Here is a 22,069-nt window from a genome sequence, read left to right on the forward strand (position 1 = left end):
CCCTTATTTTGTAAAACATACCATATATTTGACTATACTGCAGCAATGTTCTAAAATAGCACCATGAGTCTATTAACTAAGGAGAACACAACCATGGAACTAACATTACACACCTTTCTAATCGTATGCCCCCTTGTATTTCTTGCAGGTCTGATTGATGCCATCGGCGGTGGCGGCGGATTAATCTCACTCCCCGCATACCTGATTGCCGGGCTTCCGCCCCACACGGCCGTCGCCACTAACAAATTATCCTCACCTTTTGGTACTGCCCTTGCCACCTTCCGTTTTGCACGCAGCCGCCTGATCAATATATACCTTGCGATTCCTTCTGTAATTGCAGCTATAATTGGTTCATCAATCGGCGCTCACATCTCCATGATGATACCAGAGAAAATTATGACCTATGTATTAATAGTCATTCTGCCAGTTTCTGCATTTCTGGTATTGAATAAGAAACTTTTTAATGACGAAGGCGCCGAGGAAGTTACTTTAGACCGTCGCACTTACCTCACCGCCACCATATCCGCTTTCGTCATCGGATGCTACGATGGATTCTACGGTCCCGGAACCGGAACCTTCCTCATTATAGCATTCACTATATTCGCCAAACTGAATATCAAGACCGCCAACGCCCAAGCCAAGGTCATCAACCTGACAACCAACATAACCGCACTCATCGTCTTCCTCCTCAACGGCCAGATCCTTATCCCTCTGGGTCTCGCCGCTGCCGCCTGCAACATGCTCGGCGGCTACATCGGCGCCGGTCTCGTCATGAAAAACGGCACCAAAATCGTAAAACCAAGCATCCTCCTGGTTCTCTTACTCCTGGCTTTAAAAGTAATCGGAATCTACTAACCCCTCCCTCCTGCAGATAAAATCCCGGCACTTTGAAATGGACGGCATCTTACGGGTAGGGGGATGATTCCCCCTACCCGTAAGACGCCGTCCACCTTCAATCCTACATTTAATTCCCAGATCCTACTCCTCCGGTACTACGATCAGATCTTTCGTGAAGCTGTTCAGCACTTCGCATCCATCCTCTGTAATAATTACAAGGTCTTCGATACGTACACCGATGCCTTCTTCAGCAATATAAATACCCGGCTCTACAGAGAAGCACTGTCCAACCTGGATAATATCCTCATTTACAGAAGATACATCGCCGAACTCATGGTCTTCCAGACCGATGGAATGTCCGGTTCTATGTGTAAAGTACTGTCCATATCCTTTTTCTTCGATATAGTTTCTTGCCGCAAGGTCAACATCACACATTCTGTTGCCCGGCTTAGCTGCCTCGATACCACGTCTGTTCGCTTCAACAACGATATCGTAAATCTCTCTTGCACGGTCGGAAACTTCGCCGATGAATACGGTTCTTGTCATATCTGATGCATAGTTGTCTTTGAATCCGCCGATATCAAGGATTACACAGTCGCCGCGTTTTCCCTTGGAATCATCTGTTACATGGTGCGGATCTGCCGCACCCTTCGCATATGCAGTAATTGGATCGAAAGATACACCCTCGCATCCAACTTCCTTATATAATTCAAGGCATTTTGCATTCAGTTCTTTCTCAGTCAGTCCCTTTACTACCCATGGAATCAATCTCTCCATAACGATATCGTTCAGTCTGGAAGACTCTCTCATCAACTCTTTTTCTTTCTCATCTTTTACCATACGGATGTAGTCGATGATCGGAGAACCGTTAACGAACTTGCTTCCTCCACCTAATTCCTGAAGACGAATCAGGAATTTTGCCGGCCAAGTCTTATCGATACCCATTACTTTGTCTTTCTCTACGTATCTGCTTAAGATCTCAACTCCGTCTTCGATATCATCATACCATACCAGATCTACTCCCAGATCCTTCTCCTGCGGGAACAGTTTGTTGATAACGAGTTTGTGGTTACCATTTACATTCAGGTATAATGCCAGTAATCTTTCTCCTGGATGAATCCATTTTCCAGTAAGATAGAAGATCGCAACCGGGTCTGATACGATCATCTGTGGAACTTCATGTTCTTCCATTGACTTTAATACTCTTGCTACTTTGTTCTGATCCATTGTATTACCCCAACCTTTCTTAAAATATGTATGATACTGCTCCTCACTGCCCACATCACCGTGAAGAGCACTATATAATCGGAAGTTTCCACTTCCTATTATATACGAAGCCTCTCCTGCTACAAACAGCAAACTGCCAAAATCGGCGGTCTTCCACCACCGATTTTGACAGTTTTATTATAATCTCTTACCTATGAAAAGTCAATTCGATTACGACTCCTTTAATCCTTGAAATATATATGAAACATATACTTAAATATATACCTTTAAATATGTACAACCATTTCTTTATGTATCAGTTCCATATCTTCCAGCAACTGTATGGTTCGGTAGACAGTTGCAATCCCTACTTTGTTGTCTTTTGCTTTCGCGGCAAAATAGATCTCCTTGCAGGAAGAATACTCATTGCTTAGAATGATCTGAAGAAGCATCTTTCTTTGAACGGTGATTCTGTACCCTTTTTCCTTCAATTGTCGTACTACTGCTTCTACCTTCTCTTCCTGGCTCATATTCTACCTCGTGTTGATTGATACTGATTATCATTTACATTGGTAGTGTACTCCAATTGATATTGATTGTCAATAACGTTAACGATAAATTTTATCAATATCATTAACAGTTTTCTTCTCTTAATGTATAAGGGAAGTCCACTTTAAGATCTCTGAAATAATATTCCCGGTCTCTCTCGGTAATCTCTCTCATGACTTTACAAGGATTGCCGACTGCAACCACATTCTCCGGAATATCCCTCGTAACCACGCTTCCGGCGCCAATGATAGAATTATCTCCTATGGTGACTCCCGGAAGAATCACCGCATTGCTTCCGATCCAGACATTCCTGCCGATATGGATTGGCAGAGAATAATGGGCAACCATCTCTCTGTACAATGGATATGCCGGATGACCTGTCGTACAGATCGTGACACTTGGTCCTACCATCGTCTTATCTCCGATATATACCTTCCCGTCATCTACAATCGTCAGATTATAATTGGCATAGAACATGCCCTCCAGGAACACATTGCTTCCATATGACATATGAACACCATCTTCAATATAGACACGGTCTCCGCATTTGCCAAGAAGGCTTTTCAGGATCTTCATCCGTCCTTCACGATCTCCCGGTCTTGTGTGATTATAGTCGAACATCATCTCTTTACAGTGGTTCCGTTCCTCGGCTAATTCTTTTTCAATCTTCTGGTCGATTGGATCTTTATGCCCGCTCTCATAAAAGATCATTCCATTATCAATTCTCTCTTTTAATGTCATCTTCTCCACTCCTTTTCTCTCATATATCAAACGAAGTACCTTATAATATGAGAAAAGACCTCCGGTAGAAACCCCGCTCCCACCAAAGGTCTTTTTATCTATTACTCTTCTACTAATTCTAACTCAGAATTTAGTTCCGCATCATCCATGGTCTCGTCCTCATGTTCTTCGTTCAGATCAACACCATCTTCTGCTGCTATATCAGAGAAATCAACATCAATCTCTTCGTCTAACACGAGCTCATCATCCAGTTCCAGTTCGGAATCCAGCTTGATATCACGGTACTTTCTCATACCCGTACCAGCCGGGATATGTTTACCAATGATTACATTCTCCTTCAGACCAACCAACGGGTCAACCTTGCCCTTGATTGCTGCTTCTGTCAGTACCTTGGTTGTCTCCTGGAAGGATGCTGCTGACAGGAAAGAGTTGGTTGCGAGTGATGCTTTGGTAATACCAAGCATGATCTGCTCTCCTGTTGCCGGCTCTTTGCCCTCTGCCACTAATGCTGCATTCACATCTTCGAATTCCAGTCTGTCTACATTCGTACCTGGCAAGAATTCTGTATCTCCAGCCTCTTCTATACGAACCTTCTTAAGCATCTGACGAACAATTACTTCAATATGCTTATCGTTAATATCAACACCCTGTAGACGGTATACTCTCTGTACCTCTTGAATCATGTAATCCTGCACTGCACGCAGTCCCTTAATCTTCAGAATATCATGCGGGTTAACGCTACCTTCTGTCAGTTCGTCACCGGCCTTTAATACCGCGCCATCTTGAATCTTAATTCTGGAACCGTAAGGGATCAGATATGCCTTTGACTCGCCTGTCTCGTCATTAGTTACGATAACCTCTCGCTTCTTCTTCGTATCATTGATATTGGCAACACCGGCGAACTCTGTGATAATTGCAAGTCCCTTCGGCTTTCTTGCCTCGAACAACTCTTCGACACGAGGAAGACCCTGTGTGATATCATCACCGGCAACACCACCGGTATGGAACGTACGCATGGTCAGCTGAGTACCAGGCTCACCGATAGACTGAGCAGCGATAATACCTACTGCCTCACCAACCTGTACCGGCTCACCGGTTGCCATGTTCGCGCCATAACATTTTGCGCAGACACCGCTATGGGATCTACATGTCAGGATCGTACGGATCTTCACCTGTGTAAGCGGCTCGCCGTTCTCATCTACACCCTTCTTCATGATAAGTTCCGCACGTTTTGGCGTTACCATATGATTTGCTTTTACAAGGATGTTTCCATCTTTATCTACAATGTTCTCGCACAGGTAACGTCCTGTAATACGCTCCTGCAGGCTTTCAATCTCTTCGTTGCCATCTTCGAATGCTCTAACATACATTCCCGGAATCTCAGCGCCTTTTTCTACACAGTCTACTTCGTGGATGATCAATTCCTGTGATACGTCAACCAGACGTCTGGTCAGGTATCCGGAATCGGCTGTACGAAGGGCTGTATCTGACAGACCTTTACGAGCACCATGTGCAGACATGAAGTACTCCAATACGTCCAGACCTTCACGGAAGTTAGACTTGATCGGCAACTCAATGGTACGACCGGTTGTATCTGCCATCAGACCACGCATACCGGCAAGCTGTTTGATCTGCTTATCCGAACCACGGGCACCAGAGTCAGCCATCATGAAGATGTTGTTATACTTATCCAGACCGGACAGCAGAGCCTCAGTCAAGGCATCGTCAGTTGCTTTCCAGGTCTCAACAACCTCTTTGTAACGTTCTTCCTCTGTGATGAGACCACGCTTGAAGTTCTTGGTGATCTTATCTACCGTATCCTGTGCCTGCTTAATCATCTCTGGCTTCTGCGGAGGCACGGTCATATCTGAGATAGATACGGTCATGGCTGCTCTTGTTGAATATTTATAACCAATGGATTTTACCGCATCCAGCACTTCCGCTGTAGCAGTTGATCCGTGGGTATTAATTACTTTTTCAAGGATCTGCTTTAACTGTTTCTTTCCTACGTGGAAATCAATCTCCGGCAACAGTTCATTGCCTTCTACTTCACGGTCTACGAATCCAAGATCCTGTGGGATGATCTCATTGAAGAGGAATCTTCCCAGTGTAGACTCTACATTACCTATCACTACGCTTCCATCCGGCATTGTCTTGGTGATACGAACCTTAATGCGTGAGTGAAGGGTAATAGCATCATTCTCATATGCGAGAATTGCTTCATTTACACTCTTGAAGAACTTGCCTTCTCCCTTAGCACCAGGTCTTTCCTGTGTCAGGTAGTAGATACCAAGTACCATATCCTGTGAAGGAACGGCTACCGGTCCGCCATCTGACGGTTTCAGCAGGTTGTTCGGTGACAGAAGAAGGAAACGGCACTCTGCCTGAGCCTCTACGGACAACGGCAAGTGTACAGCCATCTGGTCACCGTCGAAGTCGGCATTATAAGCGGTACATACCAACGGATGCAGCTTGATTGCCTTACCTTCTACCAGGATTGGCTCGAATGCCTGGATACCAAGTCTATGAAGCGTAGGGGCACGGTTCAGCATAACCGGATGCTCTTTGATAACATCTTCCAGTACATCCCATACTTCCGGCTGTACTCTCTCTACCATCTTCTTTGCATTCTTAATATTGTGAGCGGTTCCGTTCTGCACCAGTTCCTTCATAACGAATGGCTTGAACAGTTCGATTGCCATCTCTTTTGGAAGACCACACTGGTAGATCTTAAGTTCCGGTCCTACGACGATAACGGAACGTCCGGAGTAGTCAACACGCTTACCCAAAAGGTTCTGACGGAAACGTCCGGACTTACCCTTCAGCATATCGGACAGAGACTTAAGCGCTCTGTTACCAGGTCCTGTTACCGGGCGGCCGCGGCGTCCATTATCAATCAGGGCGTCTACCGCTTCCTGTAACATTCTCTTCTCATTTCTAACAATAATGTCCGGCGCGCCTAATTCAAGAAGGCGTTTCAGACGGTTATTTCTATTAATAATCCTTCTGTACAGATCGTTCAGGTCAGATGTAGCAAAACGTCCGCCATCCAACTGAACCATAGGACGGAGATCCGGTGGGATAACCGGGATCGCTGTCATGATCATCCACTCCGGCTTGTTGCCAGACTCACGGAATGCTTCAACAACTTCCAGACGTTTCACGATTCTTGCACGCTTCTGTCCGGTAGCGCCCTTCAGTCCTTCCTGTAACTCAGCATACTCTTTATCAAGATCAATGGACTGAAGCAATTCCTGGATAGATTCTGCACCCATGCCTACACGGAATGCGCTTCCCCATTTTTCTCTGTTCTCCTGGTATTCCTGCTCGGATAATACCTGTTTGTACTGAAGATCTGTCTCGCCCTTATCAAGTACGATATAAGACGCGAAATACAGTACTTTCTCCAGTGTTCTTGGAGACAGATCAAGAATCAGACCCATACGGCTCGGGATTCCCTTGAAGTACCAGATGTGTGACACCGGAGCAGCCAGGGCGATATGACCCATACGCTCACGGCGCACGCTTGCTTTGGTAACCTCAACACCGCATCGGTCGCAGACCACGCCTTTATAGCGGATCTTTTTATATTTACCACAGTGACACTCCCAGTCTTTGCTTGGTCCGAATATCCTCTCACAGAATAATCCGTCCTTCTCAGGCTTCAGTGTTCTATAGTTGATCGTCTCCGGTTTTGTAACTTCTCCCCTGGACCATTCCAGAATCTTCTCAGGCGATGCCAAACCGATCTTGATTGCATCAAAGGTCATTGGCTGATATGTTTGTTCCTTATTGTTTTCTGGCATACTGGCACCCCTTCCTATTCATCATCGGATAAATCATTATATCCATAGTCATCAGTTTCTTCAAAACCCATATCGAAGTCATCCTCGTCTGGCTCTTCATCCACATCCACAAGTTCTTCATCCTGGAATTCCTGTTCAGTGTATCCATGAGCCCCAAGATCTTCATCCTGATGATACTTTCTGTCTCCTTCGATTAATGAGCGGAAATCTGTCTCTCCCAAGTCTGCGGTCTCCATAATCTCAACCTCTGTATTGTCATCACGCAGTACGCGTACGTCCAGTCCAAGAGACTGCAACTCCTTAAGCAATACCTTGAAGGACTCCGGAATACCTGGCTCTGGGATATTTTCTCCCTTAATGATCGCTTCGTAAGTCTTCACACGTCCAATTACATCATCAGACTTAACAGTAAGGATCTCCTGAAGTGTATAAGATGCACCGTATGCTTCCAGTGCCCATACCTCCATCTCTCCGAAACGCTGTCCACCGAACTGTGCCTTACCACCTAACGGCTGCTGTGTAACCAGTGAGTAAGGACCGGTTGAACGTGCATGGATCTTATCGTCAACCAGGTGATGCAGTTTCAGATAGTGCATGTGTCCGATGGTTACCGGACTGTCGAAATATTCTCCGGTACGTCCGTCACGCAGGCGAACCTTACCGTCTCTGGAGATCGGAACTCCTTTCCAGAGTTTTCTATGCTCTCTGTTATCAGACAGGTACTGCAATACCTCTGGCAACAGTTCTTCTTTATGTTTTGCCTCGAACTCTTCCCAGCTTAAGTTGACATAGTCATTCGCCAGATCGAGAGTATCCATAATATCATTCTCATCTGCACCGTCGAATACCGGTGTAGCAATGTTGAATCCTAATGCTTTTGCAGCCAGGGACAAGTGAATCTCAAGCACCTGACCGATGTTCATACGTGAAGGCACACCCAGCGGATTCAAAACGATATCCAGCGGACGTCCATTTGGCAGGAACGGCATATCTTCTACCGGAAGCACACGGGAAACAACACCCTTGTTACCGTGACGACCAGCCATCTTATCACCGACAGAGATCTTTCTCTTCTGAGCGATATAGATGCGAACCGCCTGGTTCACGCCCGGAGACAGTTCGTCTCCTCCATCTCTTGTAAATACCTTCGCATCTACAACGATACCATATTCTCCGTGAGGAACCTTAAGAGAAGTATCTCTTACTTCACGTGCTTTCTCACCGAAGATTGCACGAAGCAGTCTCTCTTCTGCGGTCAGTTCCGTCTCTCCCTTCGGAGTAACTTTACCAACCAGGATATCTCCTGCACGTACCTCTGCACCGATACGGATGATACCTCTCTCATCCAGATTCTTAAGCGCATCATCACCAACACCTGGGATGTCGCGGGTAATCTCTTCTGGTCCGAGTTTCGTATCACGTGCTTCTGCTTCATATTCTTCAATATGAACAGATGTATATACATCGTCCTGTACCAGTCTTTCACTCAACAGTACAGCATCCTCGTAATTGTAACCTTCCCATGTCATGAATCCGATCAATGGGTTCTTACCAAGAGCCATCTCTCCGTTGGATGTTGACGGACCGTCTGCGATCACATCGCCAGCCTCTACTCTGTCACCCTTGAATACGATTGGTCTCTGATTGTAGCAGTTGCTCTGGTTACTACGCAGGAACTTCGTTAATTTATATTTCTTCAGATTGCCATCGTCCTGACGGATGGTAATCTCTTTGGAAGTAGAACGCTCTACCACACCTGCTGTCTCTGCGATCACACATACACCAGAGTCAACAGCAGATTTTTCCTCCATACCTGTACCAACAACCGGTGCTTCTGTCATCAGAAGCGGCACAGCCTGACGCTGCATGTTAGATCCCATCAGCGCACGGTTCGCATCGTCGTTCTCCAGGAAAGGAATCAGCGCCGTCGCAACGGAGAACACCATCTTAGGAGATACGTCCATATAATCGAACATTCTTCTCTCGTATTCCTGTGTCTCTTCGCGGTAACGACCGGATACATTCTTATGAATAAAATGTCCTTCTGCATCCAAAGGCTCATTCGCCTGTGCCACATGGTAGTTATCCTCTTCGTCGGCGGTCATATATACAACTTCCTCAGTTACTACCGGGTTCGCAGGATCATCATGATTGATCTTACGATATGGTGCCTCAACGAATCCGTACTGATTGATTCTCGCATAACATGCCAGAGAGTTGATCAGACCGATGTTCGGACCTTCAGGGGTCTCGATCGGGCACATTCTTCCATAATGTGAATAGTGAACGTCTCGTACCTCGAATCCGGCACGGTCTCTTGACAGACCACCTGGACCAAGTGCGGACAGACGTCTCTTATGGGTCAACTCACCCAACGGGTTATTCTGATCCATGAACTGTGACAGTTGAGAAGAACCAAAGAATTCTTTTACAGCAGCTGTAACAGGCTTAATGTTGATCAGCGACTGTGGAGAGATGCCTTCCAGATCCTGGGTCGTCATTCTCTCACGTACCACTCTTTCCAATCTGGAAAGACCGATTCTGTACTGATTCTGTAATAATTCACCTACGGAACGAATACGTCTGTTACCAAGGTGGTCGATATCATCATCGTTGCCAAGGCCATACTCAAGGTGAATGTTATAGTTAATGGATGCAAGGATATCTTCTTTTGTAATATGCTTCGGAATCAGGTCATGGATATCTCTTCTGATCGCGTCCTTCAATTCGTCAATATCTCCGGCTGTCTCTTCCAGGATGCCTGCAAGAACCGGATAGTATACCTGCTCGGTAACCCCTACTTCCTTCGGGTCAACATCGACAACCGCATCAAGGTCAACCATCATATTAGAAAGGACCTTAATATTACGCTCTTCATCTTCTCTTGCGATCCACACATATGGGATTGCCGCATTCTGGATCTGGTCTGCCAATTCTCTTGTAATCTTGGTGCCTGCTTCTGCAATCACTTCACCTGTGATCGGACTTACTGCTGACTCCGCAAGAACCTGACCGGTAATACGGTTCTTCAGGGCTAATTTTTTATTGAATTTATATCTTCCTACTTTAGCAAGGTCATAACGTCTTGGGTCGAAGAACATGCTTGTGATCAGGCTCTCTGCGCTGTCCACAGCAAGCGGCTCGCCCGGACGGATCTTCTTATATAATTCCAGAAGACCTTCCTGATAGTTGGTCGCTGCGTCCTTCTCAAAACTTGCGATAATCTTCGGTTCCTCTCCGAATAATTCCACAATCTCCGGATTCGTGCCGATTCCTAATGCACGGATCAACACCGTGATCGGCACCTTTCTCGTTCTATCTACACGGACATAAAAAACGTCATTGGAATCCGTCTCATATTCAAGCCATGCACCACGGTTCGGGATGACAGTGGATGAATACAGTTTCTTACCAATCTTATCATGTGCAATTGCATAATAGATACCAGGGGAACGTACTAACTGGCTTACGATAACACGTTCCGCTCCATTGATCACGAATGTACCTGTACTCGTCATAAGCGGCAAGTCGCCCATGAAGATCTCATGCTCGTTGATCTCATCTGTCTCTTTGTTATGAAGCCTTACTCTTACCTTCAGTGGAGCCGCGTAAGTAGCATCACGCTCCTTACACTCTTCAATCGTGTACTTCACGTCTTTCTCGCATAAAGTAAAATCAACAAATTCCAGACTCAAGTGACCGCTATAATCAGTAATAGGGGAAATATCATCAAATACTTCATTCAATCCTTCATCCAGAAACCACTGGTAGGAATCTTTCTGGACTTCGATTAAGTTAGGCATCTGAAGAACTTCTTTTTGTCTGGAATAACTCATGCGTGAACTTTTTCCACTTTTGATGGGACGAATTCTGTTTTTCTCCATATTGACGTTTCACTCCTCATTTATTTTTTTGCGGGCTGCGAGATAGCCCTTGATACTGCTGAATCATTGAAAACAGGGCTTTTTCTCCTGTTTTCGCGCAAATTCATGGCATAAGTTTCCACAATAGCGCATTTTTTACTATAGCACATGGGGGAGGGGCTTGTCAACGGGAAGTTAAAGATTTTTTCGTGAGATCTTTTAATCAAAAAATGTTGAAAAAAAAGAGCGCGCATCCTCCCTATGATACATAAAAAAGCCGTTCCATGCGGAACGGCTTTGCTCAATCGTCTTGCTCGATTATTTAACGTTAACTTCAGCACCCTCAGCCTCAAGTTTAGCCTTGATCTCTTCAGCCTCTTCTTTAGAAACTGCTTCTTTAACCATCTTTGGAGCCTCGTCAACTAATGCCTTAGCTTCTTTTAATCCAAGTCCTGTGATCTCACGAACAACTTTGATTACTTTAACCTTAGAAGCACCTGCTGCAACTAATTCTACGTTGAACTCTGTCTGCTCTTCTACTGCTGCTGCCTCTCCGCCTGCTGCTGCAACTACTACGCCTGCTGCTGCAGAAACACCAAATTCTTCTTCACATGCTTTTACTAACTCATTTAATTCTAATACTGATAACTCTTTGATTGCATCAATAAATTCAGCTGTTGTTAACTTTGCCATTTTATTTTCCTCCATTTATTATTTTATTCTTATAATGATGTTCTTCTCACTATGCCAGGCTGCACCTCGCTAAGTTCAAAGAACAGGTTTGTACCGGGTCAAGCAATGACTTGCCGGGTACTCTATGCCTCTGCAGGAGCCTCTGCTGCTTCTTCTGCCGGAGCCTCTTCTGCCGGAGCGGCTGCTTCACATGCCTCTGCTCCTCCCTGCTCTGCAATCTGGTTAAGAACACGAGCAAGATTGGTAATTGGTGACTGTAAGCTTCCAAGTAACTTGGACAGTAATTCTTCTCTTGATGGAACCTTGGATAATTCTGTTAATCCGGCAACATCATATACTGCGCCTTCAACCACACCTGCTTTTAACTCAAGGGCTTTTGCATCTTTTGCAAATTTGCAAAGGATTCTTGCCGGAGCTGTTGCATCATCTTTAGAAATCGCAATAGCGCTTGGTCCTTCTAAGTGCTCATCTAATGCTGCAAACTCAGTTCCTTCAAAAGCTCTCTTCATCATTGTGTTTTTACAAACTTTGTAGATGATTCCAGCTTCTCTTAACTGTTTACGCAGTTCTGTATCCTGAGCAACAGTAAGTCCACGGTAGTCTACTAATACAACACTTGCTGCATCTTTGACATCATCTGCAATAGCCTGTACGATTGGTTGTTTTAATTCAACTTTTGCCACGAATGGTGCACCTCCTTATATTATTTGTCTGACTGCACACATAAGGATATAAAATAAAACCTCTACGTCAAAGACATAGAGGTGATGTAAATTCATATTAATCGAATCTAACTTTCCTCGGCAGGCGTATCACTACTTACGCTTTCGCACCTGCTGTCTTTGGCAGTCATCTGATACTATAGCATTCTTGGGCTTCTGTGTCAACCGTTTTCTTGCACTTTTTACATTTTCCCGTCTTTTCTTGATACGCTCCCGCTTGACTTTCATAAGTCGGATGCTATAATTAAGTTAGTGATTGCAAACTCTATTGTGAAGCCATCTTGGCATCGACATTATTGCAGAAAGGAGATCTAGTGTGAGTAATTATATTATTGTAGCCATCCTGGCTGTCGTGCTCTTCTTTGGTATACGTTCAAGCATGAAGCATTTTCGCGGGGAAGGTGGCTGCTGTGGCGGCGGCACATACAAAGCCTGCCGGAAAAAGTTGGATACCGTTATCGGTCAGAAGACGGTATCCGTAGAAGGAATGAACTGTCAGCATTGCGTGAACAGAGTAATGGAAGCAGTCAACTCCATTGACGGAGCATCTGCTCTTGTAAAACTGAAGAAGGGTGTGGTAATTGTTTCCACAGAACGCCCGATCAGCAACGAGACCATCAAGAACGCCATTGAAAAAGCCGGATATAAAGTAACCGATATAAAAGAATAGCGAAGAGACGAGGTTTCAACCACTTCGTCTATCCCAAAAAGGAGAACGACCATCACATCGTTCTCCTTTTATCATACATATATTATTTTTCATCCGTATGACAACCGCAGCCGGCGTGCGACTCACTGCCACACCCGGAAGCATTTCCCTCGGCATGACTGCAGGAAGAGCAGTATTTTGCATCCGGGCAGCCAACACATTTGATTCCGTTCTTTCTGGACTTCATGATATACGCCAGCGCAGAGCCAACAGCCACTACAAGTATTGCAACAACAATCACATCTATCATACGACAAACTCCTTACTTATATGTAATCTTACTTATATATAATCTTATTTACTGCTCAAAGCATACTCAGCAGCCAGGTTCTTATTCGTCTTCTGGATCAGATAGACAACAACTGCAGCCATCACAGCAACAATAATCAGACCAGGCACGAAACCGCCGCCCAGAGAACCTGTAGTAATCAGTGTACCAATCTGGTATACAAGGAATCCAACTGTATAACCGACACCTAACTGAAGGCAGATACCGCCAGCCAGCCATTTGCCGCTCTTAATCTCAGAATGCATAGCACCGATCGCAGCAAAACACGGAGGTGTGAACAGGTTAAACATCAGGTAAGCCAAAGCAGCAACCTTTGTCATAGCAAAGATTGTAGCAACCTCTGTACCAGCGCCTTCCATCAGAGCCAATTCGTCTGTATCAATGAAACTTGTTACGCCATAGCAAACAGCCAGTGTACCAACGACATTTTCCTTCGCGATGAAACCAGTAACCGCTGCTGCCGCAAGCTGCCATGCGTGGAAGCCAACGATCGGTACCAGGATATAAGCGAAAGGATTCGCAATGGAAGCCAGGATTGATGTGTTCTCCATACCTTCTTCCACAAGTTGAAGATGCCAATTGAAACTCTGCATAATCTGAACCACGGTATTGCACACCAGAATGATCGTACCAGCCTTCACAATGTAAGCCCAGCCACGTCCGCACATGGAGATGACCGCACGCTTCAGGCTTGGAAGTTTGTATTCAGGCAACTCGATGATGAAGAAGGACTTTCTTACCTTGTAACCAGCCAGTTTGTTCACCAGAAGGGCGCAAACCAGAATCAATACAATACCTACAAAGTACATCAGGGTACCAACCCAGGATGCATCTGCAAAGAAAGCACCTGCAAATAATGCGATAACCGGAAGTTTCGCGCCACAAGGCATGAACGGTGTCAGCATAGCAGTCGCTCTGCGCTCACGCTCATTACGAATTGTACGGCAAGCCATAACACCAGGGATCGCACAACCGGTACCGATAACAAACGGAATCACTGACTTTCCGGAAAGACCAACCTTTTTGAAAATAGGGTCAAGCACAACCGTAGCACGTGCCATGTAACCACAGTCTTCCAACAGGGCGATCAGGAAATACATAACCATAACCAGCGGCAGGAAACCGACAACGGCACCAACACCACCAATAATACCATCAACAATCAGTGCTGACAAGAACGGATTCGCATTCTCCATCCAGCCGCCAGCCATCTCTTGGAAACTTTCAATTGCTCCTACCAAAGCATCGGCAATCCACGGTCCTACCCATGCCTGAGAGATCTGGAATACCAGGAACATTACAACCGCAAAAATAATCAGACCTGCAACAGGATTCGTCAGAACAGAGTCAAGCGTATCCTGAGAATTCTTCTCCTTGGTCAGAACCTTACGAGTCTCAACGCCAGTCACAATCTGGTTCACAAAACTGAAACGCTTACGGTCAGCCGCCTCGACCTCTGTCTTACTTGTCAGATCAATATTGCCCTGAACATAAGGAGCCTTCTGTTCCTTTCCCTTCAGGGAAGCAGCAGCCTTCACAACCTCTGTCAGTCCGCTCGCGGAAGTAGATACTGTCTTCACAACCGGGCAGCCCAATTTGGCAGATAATACTTCTGCATCGATCTTAGTTCCCTTCTTCTCATTGATGTCGCTCTTATTCAGTGCCACAACCACCGGCACGCCCAGTTCTAACAACTGTGTCGTAAAGAACAAGCTACGGCTCAGATTGGTTGCGTCCACAATATTGATGATCGCATCCGGATGCTCATTCTTAACATAACCACTTGTGATGCTCTCCTCAGAAGTGAATGGAGACATGGAATAAGCACCAGGAAGATCCACTGCAATCAGTTCCTCGCTGCCATCATAATACGTTTTCTTAATCGGGCTCTCTTTCTTCTCAACAGTAACACCTGCCCAGTTACCAACCCTTTCATTTCTGCCGGTAAGTGCATTGTACATGGTAGTCTTACCGCTATTCGGATTACCAGCAAAAGCAATTCTCATGTTAAAATCCTCCTCTTATCCTTTTTAAGCATTCTCTTAAAGTCAAATAAACGCAAAAGTTAGTTTTCACTAATCGATAACCTAAAAAAACAACTGCCACCAGCGCTTAATCTTTTTAGATTAAGATCGCTGATGCCAACTGATTGTCGATATTATATCTACCGTCCTTAATGGAAACGACACAACTTTTATTCAGGCGGGACACTACCGTAATAGGCTCTCCACTATAGCATCCTAATGAAAATAAGAATGCATTCAGATCCTCATCGTCTGTTTCAATCCCCTGAACAATGTACTCTTTTCCTTCCTGAGCATCGGTTAGATTCATACTTTTCATCCACCTTTCAAGCTTCGGTTATTTATTACTAACTCTTTTCACACTATAGCACCACAGTTCTTGTTTGTCAACCTTTTTGAGAATTATTATGAAAATTATTTTCAAAAAGGTCGTCTTCTACGCTGTGCCCCGCTCTACCAGGGAAACCGGAATCACCACATGCCGGTTTTCCACCGTCTCAGGTTCCAGAATCAGCCGCAGCAGCATCTGTACCGTGTTCTTCGCCAGTTCTTGTGTATTCTGCCGGATCGTAGTAAGTGCCGGATAGCACTGCCGCGCCAGAGAGATGTCATCGAAGCCGATCACCTTGATCTCTTCCGGCACCTTCACTCCATTCTGCTGAAGCGCCTGTAAGGCTCCGAATGCCCGCAGATCATTTGTAGCAAATATTCCATCGAAGTTCAGTTTCTTTTTCAAAAGATAATAGGTAATCTGGTAAGCCGTGTCATAAAGGTGATAATTATCATCCAGATGCACGATCAGATCCTCTGATTGCGGCAGATGATATTCCTCCAATGCATCTATATATCCGTGAAGCCTTGATCTACTCGCCGGATTATCCTCCTCTACGCCCAGGAACATAATATTTCGGCAGCCTTTTCGTATCAGATGCTCCGTCGCCATGTATCCGCCCAGGTAATGATCATACTCAATGCTTACAATATCTTCTTTTTGAACCGGCGTACGGTCGATGAAGATCACCGGCACTTTTGCCCCTTTCGCACGTTGTGCGATCTCCTTGGTTGGAGATACGATGATAATTCCGGCAAATCTGCGCCTCATACACTCTTCAAAATACCACAGCGTCTTCTTCGCATCCTCATTCGTCGTGTGAATACATGCAGAATATCCCTGCCGGTATAACTGCTCCTCCAGGTCTGCCGCAACATTGGCAAACCATTCATTCTTAATATCCTGGATCAGGATTCCAACCGCTTTCTCTCTGTTTTTTTCCGACACTTTATAAGAACTGCTCTTCACGATATCCATGACCAAGCGTTCCGTCTCGTCAGAATATCCGCCTTTCTTATTCAAGATGCGAGAGACTGTAGCAGTTGATACTCCCGCCTGCGCAGCGATATCTCGAATCGATATTTCTTTTCTATTTCTCATGGCACACTCCTCCTAACTTCTCAGTTTTCATCTCCCAGGCAGAGAGATTCATCTTTTATCCTAATCTATCATTCTTTTCCTCAAAAGAACTCCTAATATTCATCTCACCCATCTTAATATGCTAATAAAATAGTAACATATTTTTCCATCAAAGTAAACTTAATGTTTATATATACGTAAATTTACGTTATGTATTCGAAATTCATTTTTGTATATTTTACATAAAATTACGTCTTGTTACTTAACTATATTATAGAATTGGTTCAACACTATTGACAACTAGCACACAAATAACTAATATTATCTTAACAGTAATACGTTCCCGGAACGTAACAAAACGTAAATAATTTATTTTATAAAGGAGGATGACTCATGAAATATGGAATTTATTTTGCTTACTGGGAGAAACAGTGGGGTGCAGATCAGAAGAAATACATCGAAAAGGTTAAAAGCCTCGGCTTTGATACATTAGAGATTTCTTGCGCGCTTCTCAAAAACATCTCTAAAACAGAATTGGACGACCTGAAATCCGAGGCAAAAGCACAGGGCGTTACCCTGACTGCAGGTTACGGTCCATCCGCATCAGAGAATCTGGCTTCCGCTGATGAAAATGTTGCGAAAAATGCAATTAATTTCTACACGGACATCTTAAAGCAATTAGAATATCTGGATATTCACACGATCGGCGGCGGCATCTATTCTTACTGGCCGGTTGACTACTCTAAGCCAATCGACAAAGCTGGCGACTGGGCAAGAAGTGTTAAAAACGTTCGTACCGTAGCCAAGATCGCCGGAGAATGCGGCGTTGATTACTGTCTGGAAGTCTTGAACCGTTTCGAAGGCTACATCTTGAACACCGCCAAAGAGGCAGTACAGTTCGTAGAAGAAGTTGACGTTCCAGCCGCAAAGGTAATGCTGGATACCTTCCATATGAATATCGAAGAAGACAGCATGATCGACGCCATCCTTACAGCCGGAGACAAACTCGGACATTTCCACGTAGGCGAGAACAACCGCCGCGTTCCGGGCAAGGGTACTATGCCATGGGCAGAGATTGGTCATGCATTGCGCCGCGTGGGATATGACAAGAACATTGTCATGGAACCATTCGTACTGATGGGCGGCGAAGTAGGAAACGACATCAAAATCTGGAGAAATCTGTGTCCGGACGAATCCAAACTGGATCAGGATGCGAAGAATTCCGTGGCATACCTGCGGCATGTATTCAGCGGTCCATATTCAGACTACAGTTTATAATTCGATTGCTCTGTCCCCAATTAAAAATCCCCCGGAATTCCGGGGGATTATATATTTCGTTGACTCAATCTATTTTACAAGTTTCATTGGGTTAATCTTAACACCAGGTCCCATTGTAGAAGTAAGTGTCACGCTCTTTAAGAACTGACCTTTTACTGCTGCCGGTCTTGCTTTGTTGATTGCATCAATCAGCGTCTGGAAGTTGTCCGTAATCTGTTCTTCGGTAAATGATGCTTTACCTAACGGCACATGGATAATGTTTGTCTTGTCAAGTCTGTACTCAATCTTACCAGCTTTGATATCATTAACAGCCTTCGTAACATCCATTGTTACTGTACCAGCCTTCGGGTTCGGCATAAGACCTTTTGGTCCAAGTACACGACCGATACGTCCTACAACACCCATCATATCCGGTGTAGCAACAACAACGTCGAATTCAAACCAGTTTTCTTTCTGGATCTTCTCGATCAGTTCCATTCCTCCAACGTAATCTGCTCCAGCTGCTTTTGCTTCTTCTGCTTTAGCATCCTTAGCAAATACAAGGATACGAACCTTCTTACCTGTTCCGTGTGGCAGTACAACTGCTCCACGAATCTGCTGGTCAGCGTGACGTCCGTCACAGCCTGTTCTGATATGAGCCTCGATTGTCTCATCGAATTTCGCTACTGCAGTCTTTTTAACTAATGCTACTGCATCTGCAACATCATAGAGCGTTCCTCTGTCAATTGCTTTTGCAGCTTCAACATATTTCTTTCCTCTTTTCATCTAAATAACCTCCTTGTGGTAATGTCGGGATAACCCTCCCACGATTCTTGTTTTCACGTTTATAATGAACTAATTACTCCTCAATCTTTACACCCATACTGCGGCATGTTCCTGCTACCATGCTCATAGCAGCTTCAACTGTTGCTGCATTCAGGTCTGGCATCTTCAGTTCAGCGATCTCCTGTAACTGTGCCTTTGTAATTGTAGCAACCTTTGTCTTGTTCGGAACACCTGATCCAGACTTAATGTTGCAAGCCTTCTTAATCAGAACTGCTGCCGGTGGTGTCTTTGTGATGAAGCTAAAGCTTCTGTCATTGTAAACTGTGATAACAACAGGAATAATCAAGTCTCCCTGATCTGCTGTTCTTGCGTTGAACTGCTTAGTGAATTCAACGATATTAACACCGTGCTGACCAAGTGCAGGTCCAACCGGTGGTGCCGGTGTAGCTTTTCCAGCAGGGATCTGTAACTTAATATAACCTTGTACTTTTTTTGCCATTTTAATTACCTCCTTGTGGTGCTTCCGGGAACTTAAGTCCCCTCCCACTGCCTGTTACATTTTTTTAACTTCTGCGAAACTAATTTCAACCGGCGTTTCGCGGCCGAACAGTTCAACATTGATGGTAAGACTCTGCTTCTGCAAGTTCATAGACTGGATCACTCCAACGGTATCTGCCCACGCGCCGGCAATTACCTGAACGGTATCGCCTTCCGCAAAATCTACGACAATATTCTCCTGTCTGATTCCAAGCGGTGCCATCTCAGCATCCGTAAGCGGAACCGGCTTAGATCCCGGTCCAACGAATCCGGTAACACCTCTCGTATTACGAACAACGTACCATGTATCGTCGTTCATAATCATGTGAATCAGCACATAGCCAGGAAACATCTTCTTCTGTGCCGCTTTCTGAACACCGTTCTTCATCTCTACGACATCCTGCATCGGAACACGAACCTCCAGAATCTGATCTTCCAGATGTCTGTTCTCAATTGTCTTATCAATGTTAGCCTTTACTTTGTTCTCATACCCTGAATAGGTATGAACTACGTACCATTTTGCCTCTGACATAAACTCACCTTTCTTGCCTGCAGATTATCAGTGCTATTTTACTAATAAATCCACTCCGTACTGGGCGATAAAATCAATGATCGCGATGATAACTCCCATTACTACGGATACAGAAACAACTGCTGCCGTCTGTTTTGCTACTGTCATCTTATCTGGCCAAATGATTTTCTTAAATTCTCTGCTAAGACCTTTGAACCAGCTTTTCTTCTGCGTCTTCTCACTCATGACGTCCACTCCTTTACGGCGACTATTTTGTTTCCTTGTGCAATGTGTGTGACTTGCAGAACTTACAGTACTTCCTAGTCTCCATACGTTCCGGATGAGCTTTCTTGTCCTTTGTCATGTTGTAGTTACGCTGCTTGCATTCTGTACATTCCAATGTGATTCTTGTACGCACAACTTCCACCTCGCTTTTTGTGTCTTATTAACATGTTACTTGGTAGCTTGCGAGGCTACCCAATTTTAGGCATAAAAAAAAGACCTACTTCCATTCGCTAGGATAGTGTACCATACCTAGAATCAAAAAGCAAGCCTTTTTTCATATAAGCCTTTGTTAAGTATCAATTTTTATTGCAAAATAATCTTTATAATCTATCATCGGCAGAATTATGCATTCAGCAGTTTCTCTATGCTTACTAACTTCACGCTCAGCACGAAGATCTCAGCCGCAACCTCTAGTTCTTCCACAGTCGGAAATGATGGTGCAATTCGGATGTTGCTGTCTTTTGGATCTTTTCCATAAGGATAGGTTGCACCGGCACCTGTCATAACCAGTCCGGCTTCCTTCGCCTTTGCCACGATCTCCTTCGCACAGCCCTCCATCGCATCAAAGGAAATGAAGTATCCGCCCAGCGGCTTCGTCCAGGAACCAATCTCCAGCCCGCCCAGTTCACGGTCCAAAACTTCCAGAACCTTCTCAAACTTCGGACGCAGGATCTCAGCGTGTTTTCTCATATGATTATACATTCCCTGCATATCTTTAAAGTAACGCACATGACGTAACTGGTTCAGTTTATCATGACCGATGGTCTGGAAACTCATATAACGCTTTGCATCTTCCAGATTCGCCTGAGATGCTGCCAAAGCCGCGATTCCTGAACCAGGGAAGGAAACCTTGGAGGTAGAGATGAACTTCAGCACCATATCCGGGTTGCCTGCCTTGATACATTCATTTAACAATTCCAGAATCACATCTCTCTTATCATCATACAGATGATGGATAGAATATGCATTATCCCAGAAGATACGGAAATCTTTGGCTGCAGGTTTCAGTTTTGCGAATCTTCTTACCGTCTCATCTGAGTAAGAGACACCTGTTGGATTAGAGTACTTCGGCACGCACCAGATTCCCTTGATTGATTCATCCTCTGCGACCAGTTTCTCTACCATATCCATATCCGGTCCCGTCTCAAGAAGCGGTATGTTAATCATCTCAATACCGAAGAATTCTGTGATTGCAAAATGACGGTCATATCCCGGTACCGGACATAAGAATTTTACATGATCAAGTTTGCACCACGGAGTACTGCCCATGATACCGTGTGTCATGGCACGTGATACTGTATCAAACATAACATTCAGACTAGAGTTTCCATATATAAGGATATTTCTCTCTGGCACCTCTGACATATCCGCAAGCAATTTTCTCGCATCGCTGATCCCATCCAGCACGCCGTAATTCCGACAATCTATTCCGTCAGAACTCAGCATATCGGTATCGCTTGTCAGGACATCCATCATCCCTATACTAATATCCAACTGGGATTTTGAAGGCTTACCACGGGACATATCCAATTTCAGCCCCTTGCCCTTTACATCCTCAAACTGCTGCTCCAGATCATTTTTCAACGCTTCTAATTCTTCCTTACTCAACTGACTATATGGTGTCATAGAAGTTCCCTCCCGTAATTCTCATTGATTTCATAATACGCTATTTGCTATTGTAAGGATAGTATGAAGAATTGTCAAGTCTCACTTGCATTTTTCTATCATTTTTATAGGATGCATTCCGATTTTTTCGTTTTGTTATGCAATTTTTGCATCAAAAACTTGCAAAATTTATTTTCGTAATATTTTTAATTATTAGAATAACATATAGAATTGCAAC

General features: G+C 44.7%; 20 protein-coding genes and 1 other annotated feature. Of the genes, 3 read left to right on the forward strand and 17 right to left on the reverse strand.

Features of this window, described 5'->3' with window-relative positions; all coding sequences use genetic code 11:
• Positions 1-93: 93 nt before the first annotated feature.
• The gene (locus tag ACQRBN_RS16225; protein WP_427740094.1) at positions 94-855 is read left to right on the forward strand and encodes a sulfite exporter TauE/SafE family protein; all 762 of its coding nucleotides are present in this window, start codon (positions 94-96) and stop codon (positions 853-855) included.
• Positions 856-978: 123 nt separating this feature from the next.
• Here the strand turns inward: ACQRBN_RS16225 and ACQRBN_RS16230 are convergent, their stop codons facing one another.
• The 7 genes from ACQRBN_RS16230 to rplJ form a co-directional block, all read right to left on the reverse strand.
• Entirely contained in the window at positions 979-2,064 is a 1,086-nt protein-coding gene (locus ACQRBN_RS16230) for a M24 family metallopeptidase (RefSeq protein WP_427740095.1), read from the reverse strand.
• Between the two features lie 266 nt (positions 2,065-2,330).
• Complete coding sequence (locus ACQRBN_RS16235; protein WP_427740097.1) at positions 2,331-2,573, reverse strand: Fur family transcriptional regulator; 243 nt, start codon at positions 2,571-2,573, stop codon at positions 2,331-2,333.
• 103 nt (positions 2,574-2,676) lie between these two features.
• Complete coding sequence (locus ACQRBN_RS16240; RefSeq protein ID WP_427740098.1) at positions 2,677-3,333, reverse strand: sugar O-acetyltransferase; 657 nt, start codon at positions 3,331-3,333, stop codon at positions 2,677-2,679.
• A 101-nt stretch (positions 3,334-3,434) separates the two neighbouring features.
• A complete protein-coding gene (rpoC, locus tag ACQRBN_RS16245; protein WP_427740099.1) occupies positions 3,435-7,139 on the reverse strand; it encodes a DNA-directed RNA polymerase subunit beta' in 3,705 nt (1,234 codons plus the stop codon).
• A 14-nt stretch (positions 7,140-7,153) separates the two neighbouring features.
• Complete coding sequence (locus ACQRBN_RS16250; RefSeq protein WP_427740100.1) at positions 7,154-11,023, reverse strand: DNA-directed RNA polymerase subunit beta; 3,870 nt, start codon at positions 11,021-11,023, stop codon at positions 7,154-7,156.
• Positions 11,024-11,320: 297 nt separating this feature from the next.
• The gene (gene rplL, locus ACQRBN_RS16255) at positions 11,321-11,695 is read right to left on the reverse strand and encodes a 50S ribosomal protein L7/L12 (protein WP_427740101.1); all 375 of its coding nucleotides are present in this window, start codon (positions 11,693-11,695) and stop codon (positions 11,321-11,323) included.
• A gap of 122 nt (positions 11,696-11,817) precedes the next feature.
• The gene (rplJ, locus tag ACQRBN_RS16260; protein WP_427740103.1) at positions 11,818-12,378 is read right to left on the reverse strand and encodes a 50S ribosomal protein L10; all 561 of its coding nucleotides are present in this window, start codon (positions 12,376-12,378) and stop codon (positions 11,818-11,820) included.
• Between the two features lie 44 nt (positions 12,379-12,422).
• Positions 12,423-12,559: a sequence feature (ribosomal protein L10 leader region), on the reverse strand.
• Between the two features lie 174 nt (positions 12,560-12,733).
• On the opposite strand from rplJ, the gene ACQRBN_RS16265 reads away from it, so the two are divergent.
• A complete protein-coding gene (locus ACQRBN_RS16265) occupies positions 12,734-13,087 on the forward strand; it encodes a heavy-metal-associated domain-containing protein (protein WP_427740104.1) in 354 nt (117 codons plus the stop codon).
• An 82-nt stretch (positions 13,088-13,169) separates the two neighbouring features.
• On the opposite strand, the gene ACQRBN_RS16270 is transcribed toward ACQRBN_RS16265, so the two are convergent.
• The 4 genes from ACQRBN_RS16270 to ACQRBN_RS16285 form a co-directional block, all read right to left on the reverse strand.
• A complete protein-coding gene (locus ACQRBN_RS16270) occupies positions 13,170-13,376 on the reverse strand; it encodes a FeoB-associated Cys-rich membrane protein (protein ID WP_427740106.1) in 207 nt (68 codons plus the stop codon).
• A 44-nt stretch (positions 13,377-13,420) separates the two neighbouring features.
• Positions 13,421-15,421 carry a ferrous iron transporter B gene (gene feoB / locus ACQRBN_RS16275; RefSeq protein WP_427740107.1) on the reverse strand — a complete coding sequence of 667 codons (2,001 nt, stop codon included), beginning with the start codon at positions 15,419-15,421 and terminating at the stop codon, positions 13,421-13,423.
• 115 nt (positions 15,422-15,536) lie between these two features.
• Positions 15,537-15,749, reverse strand: coding sequence for a FeoA family protein (locus ACQRBN_RS16280; protein WP_427740108.1), 213 nt, complete (start codon positions 15,747-15,749; stop codon positions 15,537-15,539).
• A 126-nt stretch (positions 15,750-15,875) separates the two neighbouring features.
• A complete protein-coding gene (locus ACQRBN_RS16285) occupies positions 15,876-16,871 on the reverse strand; it encodes a LacI family DNA-binding transcriptional regulator (RefSeq protein ID WP_427740109.1) in 996 nt (331 codons plus the stop codon).
• A gap of 372 nt (positions 16,872-17,243) precedes the next feature.
• Here ACQRBN_RS16285 and ACQRBN_RS16290 point away from each other — a divergent pair, with 372 nt between their 5' ends.
• A complete protein-coding gene (locus tag ACQRBN_RS16290; protein ID WP_427740110.1) occupies positions 17,244-18,128 on the forward strand; it encodes a sugar phosphate isomerase/epimerase family protein in 885 nt (294 codons plus the stop codon).
• A 69-nt stretch (positions 18,129-18,197) separates the two neighbouring features.
• Here ACQRBN_RS16290 and rplA read toward each other — a convergent pair whose 3' ends face one another.
• The 6 genes from rplA to ACQRBN_RS16320 all read right to left on the reverse strand — a co-directional run bounded on the left by rplA (position 18,198) and on the right by ACQRBN_RS16320 (position 21,852).
• Positions 18,198-18,893, reverse strand: a complete 696-nt coding sequence (gene rplA / locus ACQRBN_RS16295) for a 50S ribosomal protein L1 (RefSeq protein ID WP_427740112.1) — start codon at positions 18,891-18,893, stop codon at positions 18,198-18,200.
• Between the two features lie 73 nt (positions 18,894-18,966).
• Entirely contained in the window at positions 18,967-19,392 is a 426-nt protein-coding gene (gene rplK, locus ACQRBN_RS16300) for a 50S ribosomal protein L11 (protein ID WP_427740113.1), read from the reverse strand.
• Positions 19,393-19,446: 54 nt separating this feature from the next.
• Entirely contained in the window at positions 19,447-19,962 is a 516-nt protein-coding gene (gene nusG / locus ACQRBN_RS16305) for a transcription termination/antitermination protein NusG (RefSeq protein WP_427740115.1), read from the reverse strand.
• Positions 19,963-19,995: 33 nt separating this feature from the next.
• On the reverse strand, positions 19,996-20,187 hold the full coding sequence (gene secE, locus ACQRBN_RS16310; RefSeq protein ID WP_427740116.1) for a preprotein translocase subunit SecE: 192 nt from the start codon (positions 20,185-20,187) through the stop codon (positions 19,996-19,998).
• Between the two features lie 22 nt (positions 20,188-20,209).
• Positions 20,210-20,359 carry a 50S ribosomal protein L33 gene (rpmG, locus tag ACQRBN_RS16315; RefSeq protein WP_427740117.1) on the reverse strand — a complete coding sequence of 50 codons (150 nt, stop codon included), beginning with the start codon at positions 20,357-20,359 and terminating at the stop codon, positions 20,210-20,212.
• A gap of 209 nt (positions 20,360-20,568) precedes the next feature.
• Positions 20,569-21,852, reverse strand: a complete 1,284-nt coding sequence (locus ACQRBN_RS16320) for an aminotransferase class I/II-fold pyridoxal phosphate-dependent enzyme (protein ID WP_427740118.1) — start codon at positions 21,850-21,852, stop codon at positions 20,569-20,571.
• Positions 21,853-22,069 lie beyond the last annotated feature (217 nt).

The sequence above is a fragment of the Bariatricus sp. SGI.154 genome (genome assembly GCF_050313795.1).
Lineage (GTDB): Bacteria > Bacillota > Clostridia > Lachnospirales > Lachnospiraceae > CAMBRQ01.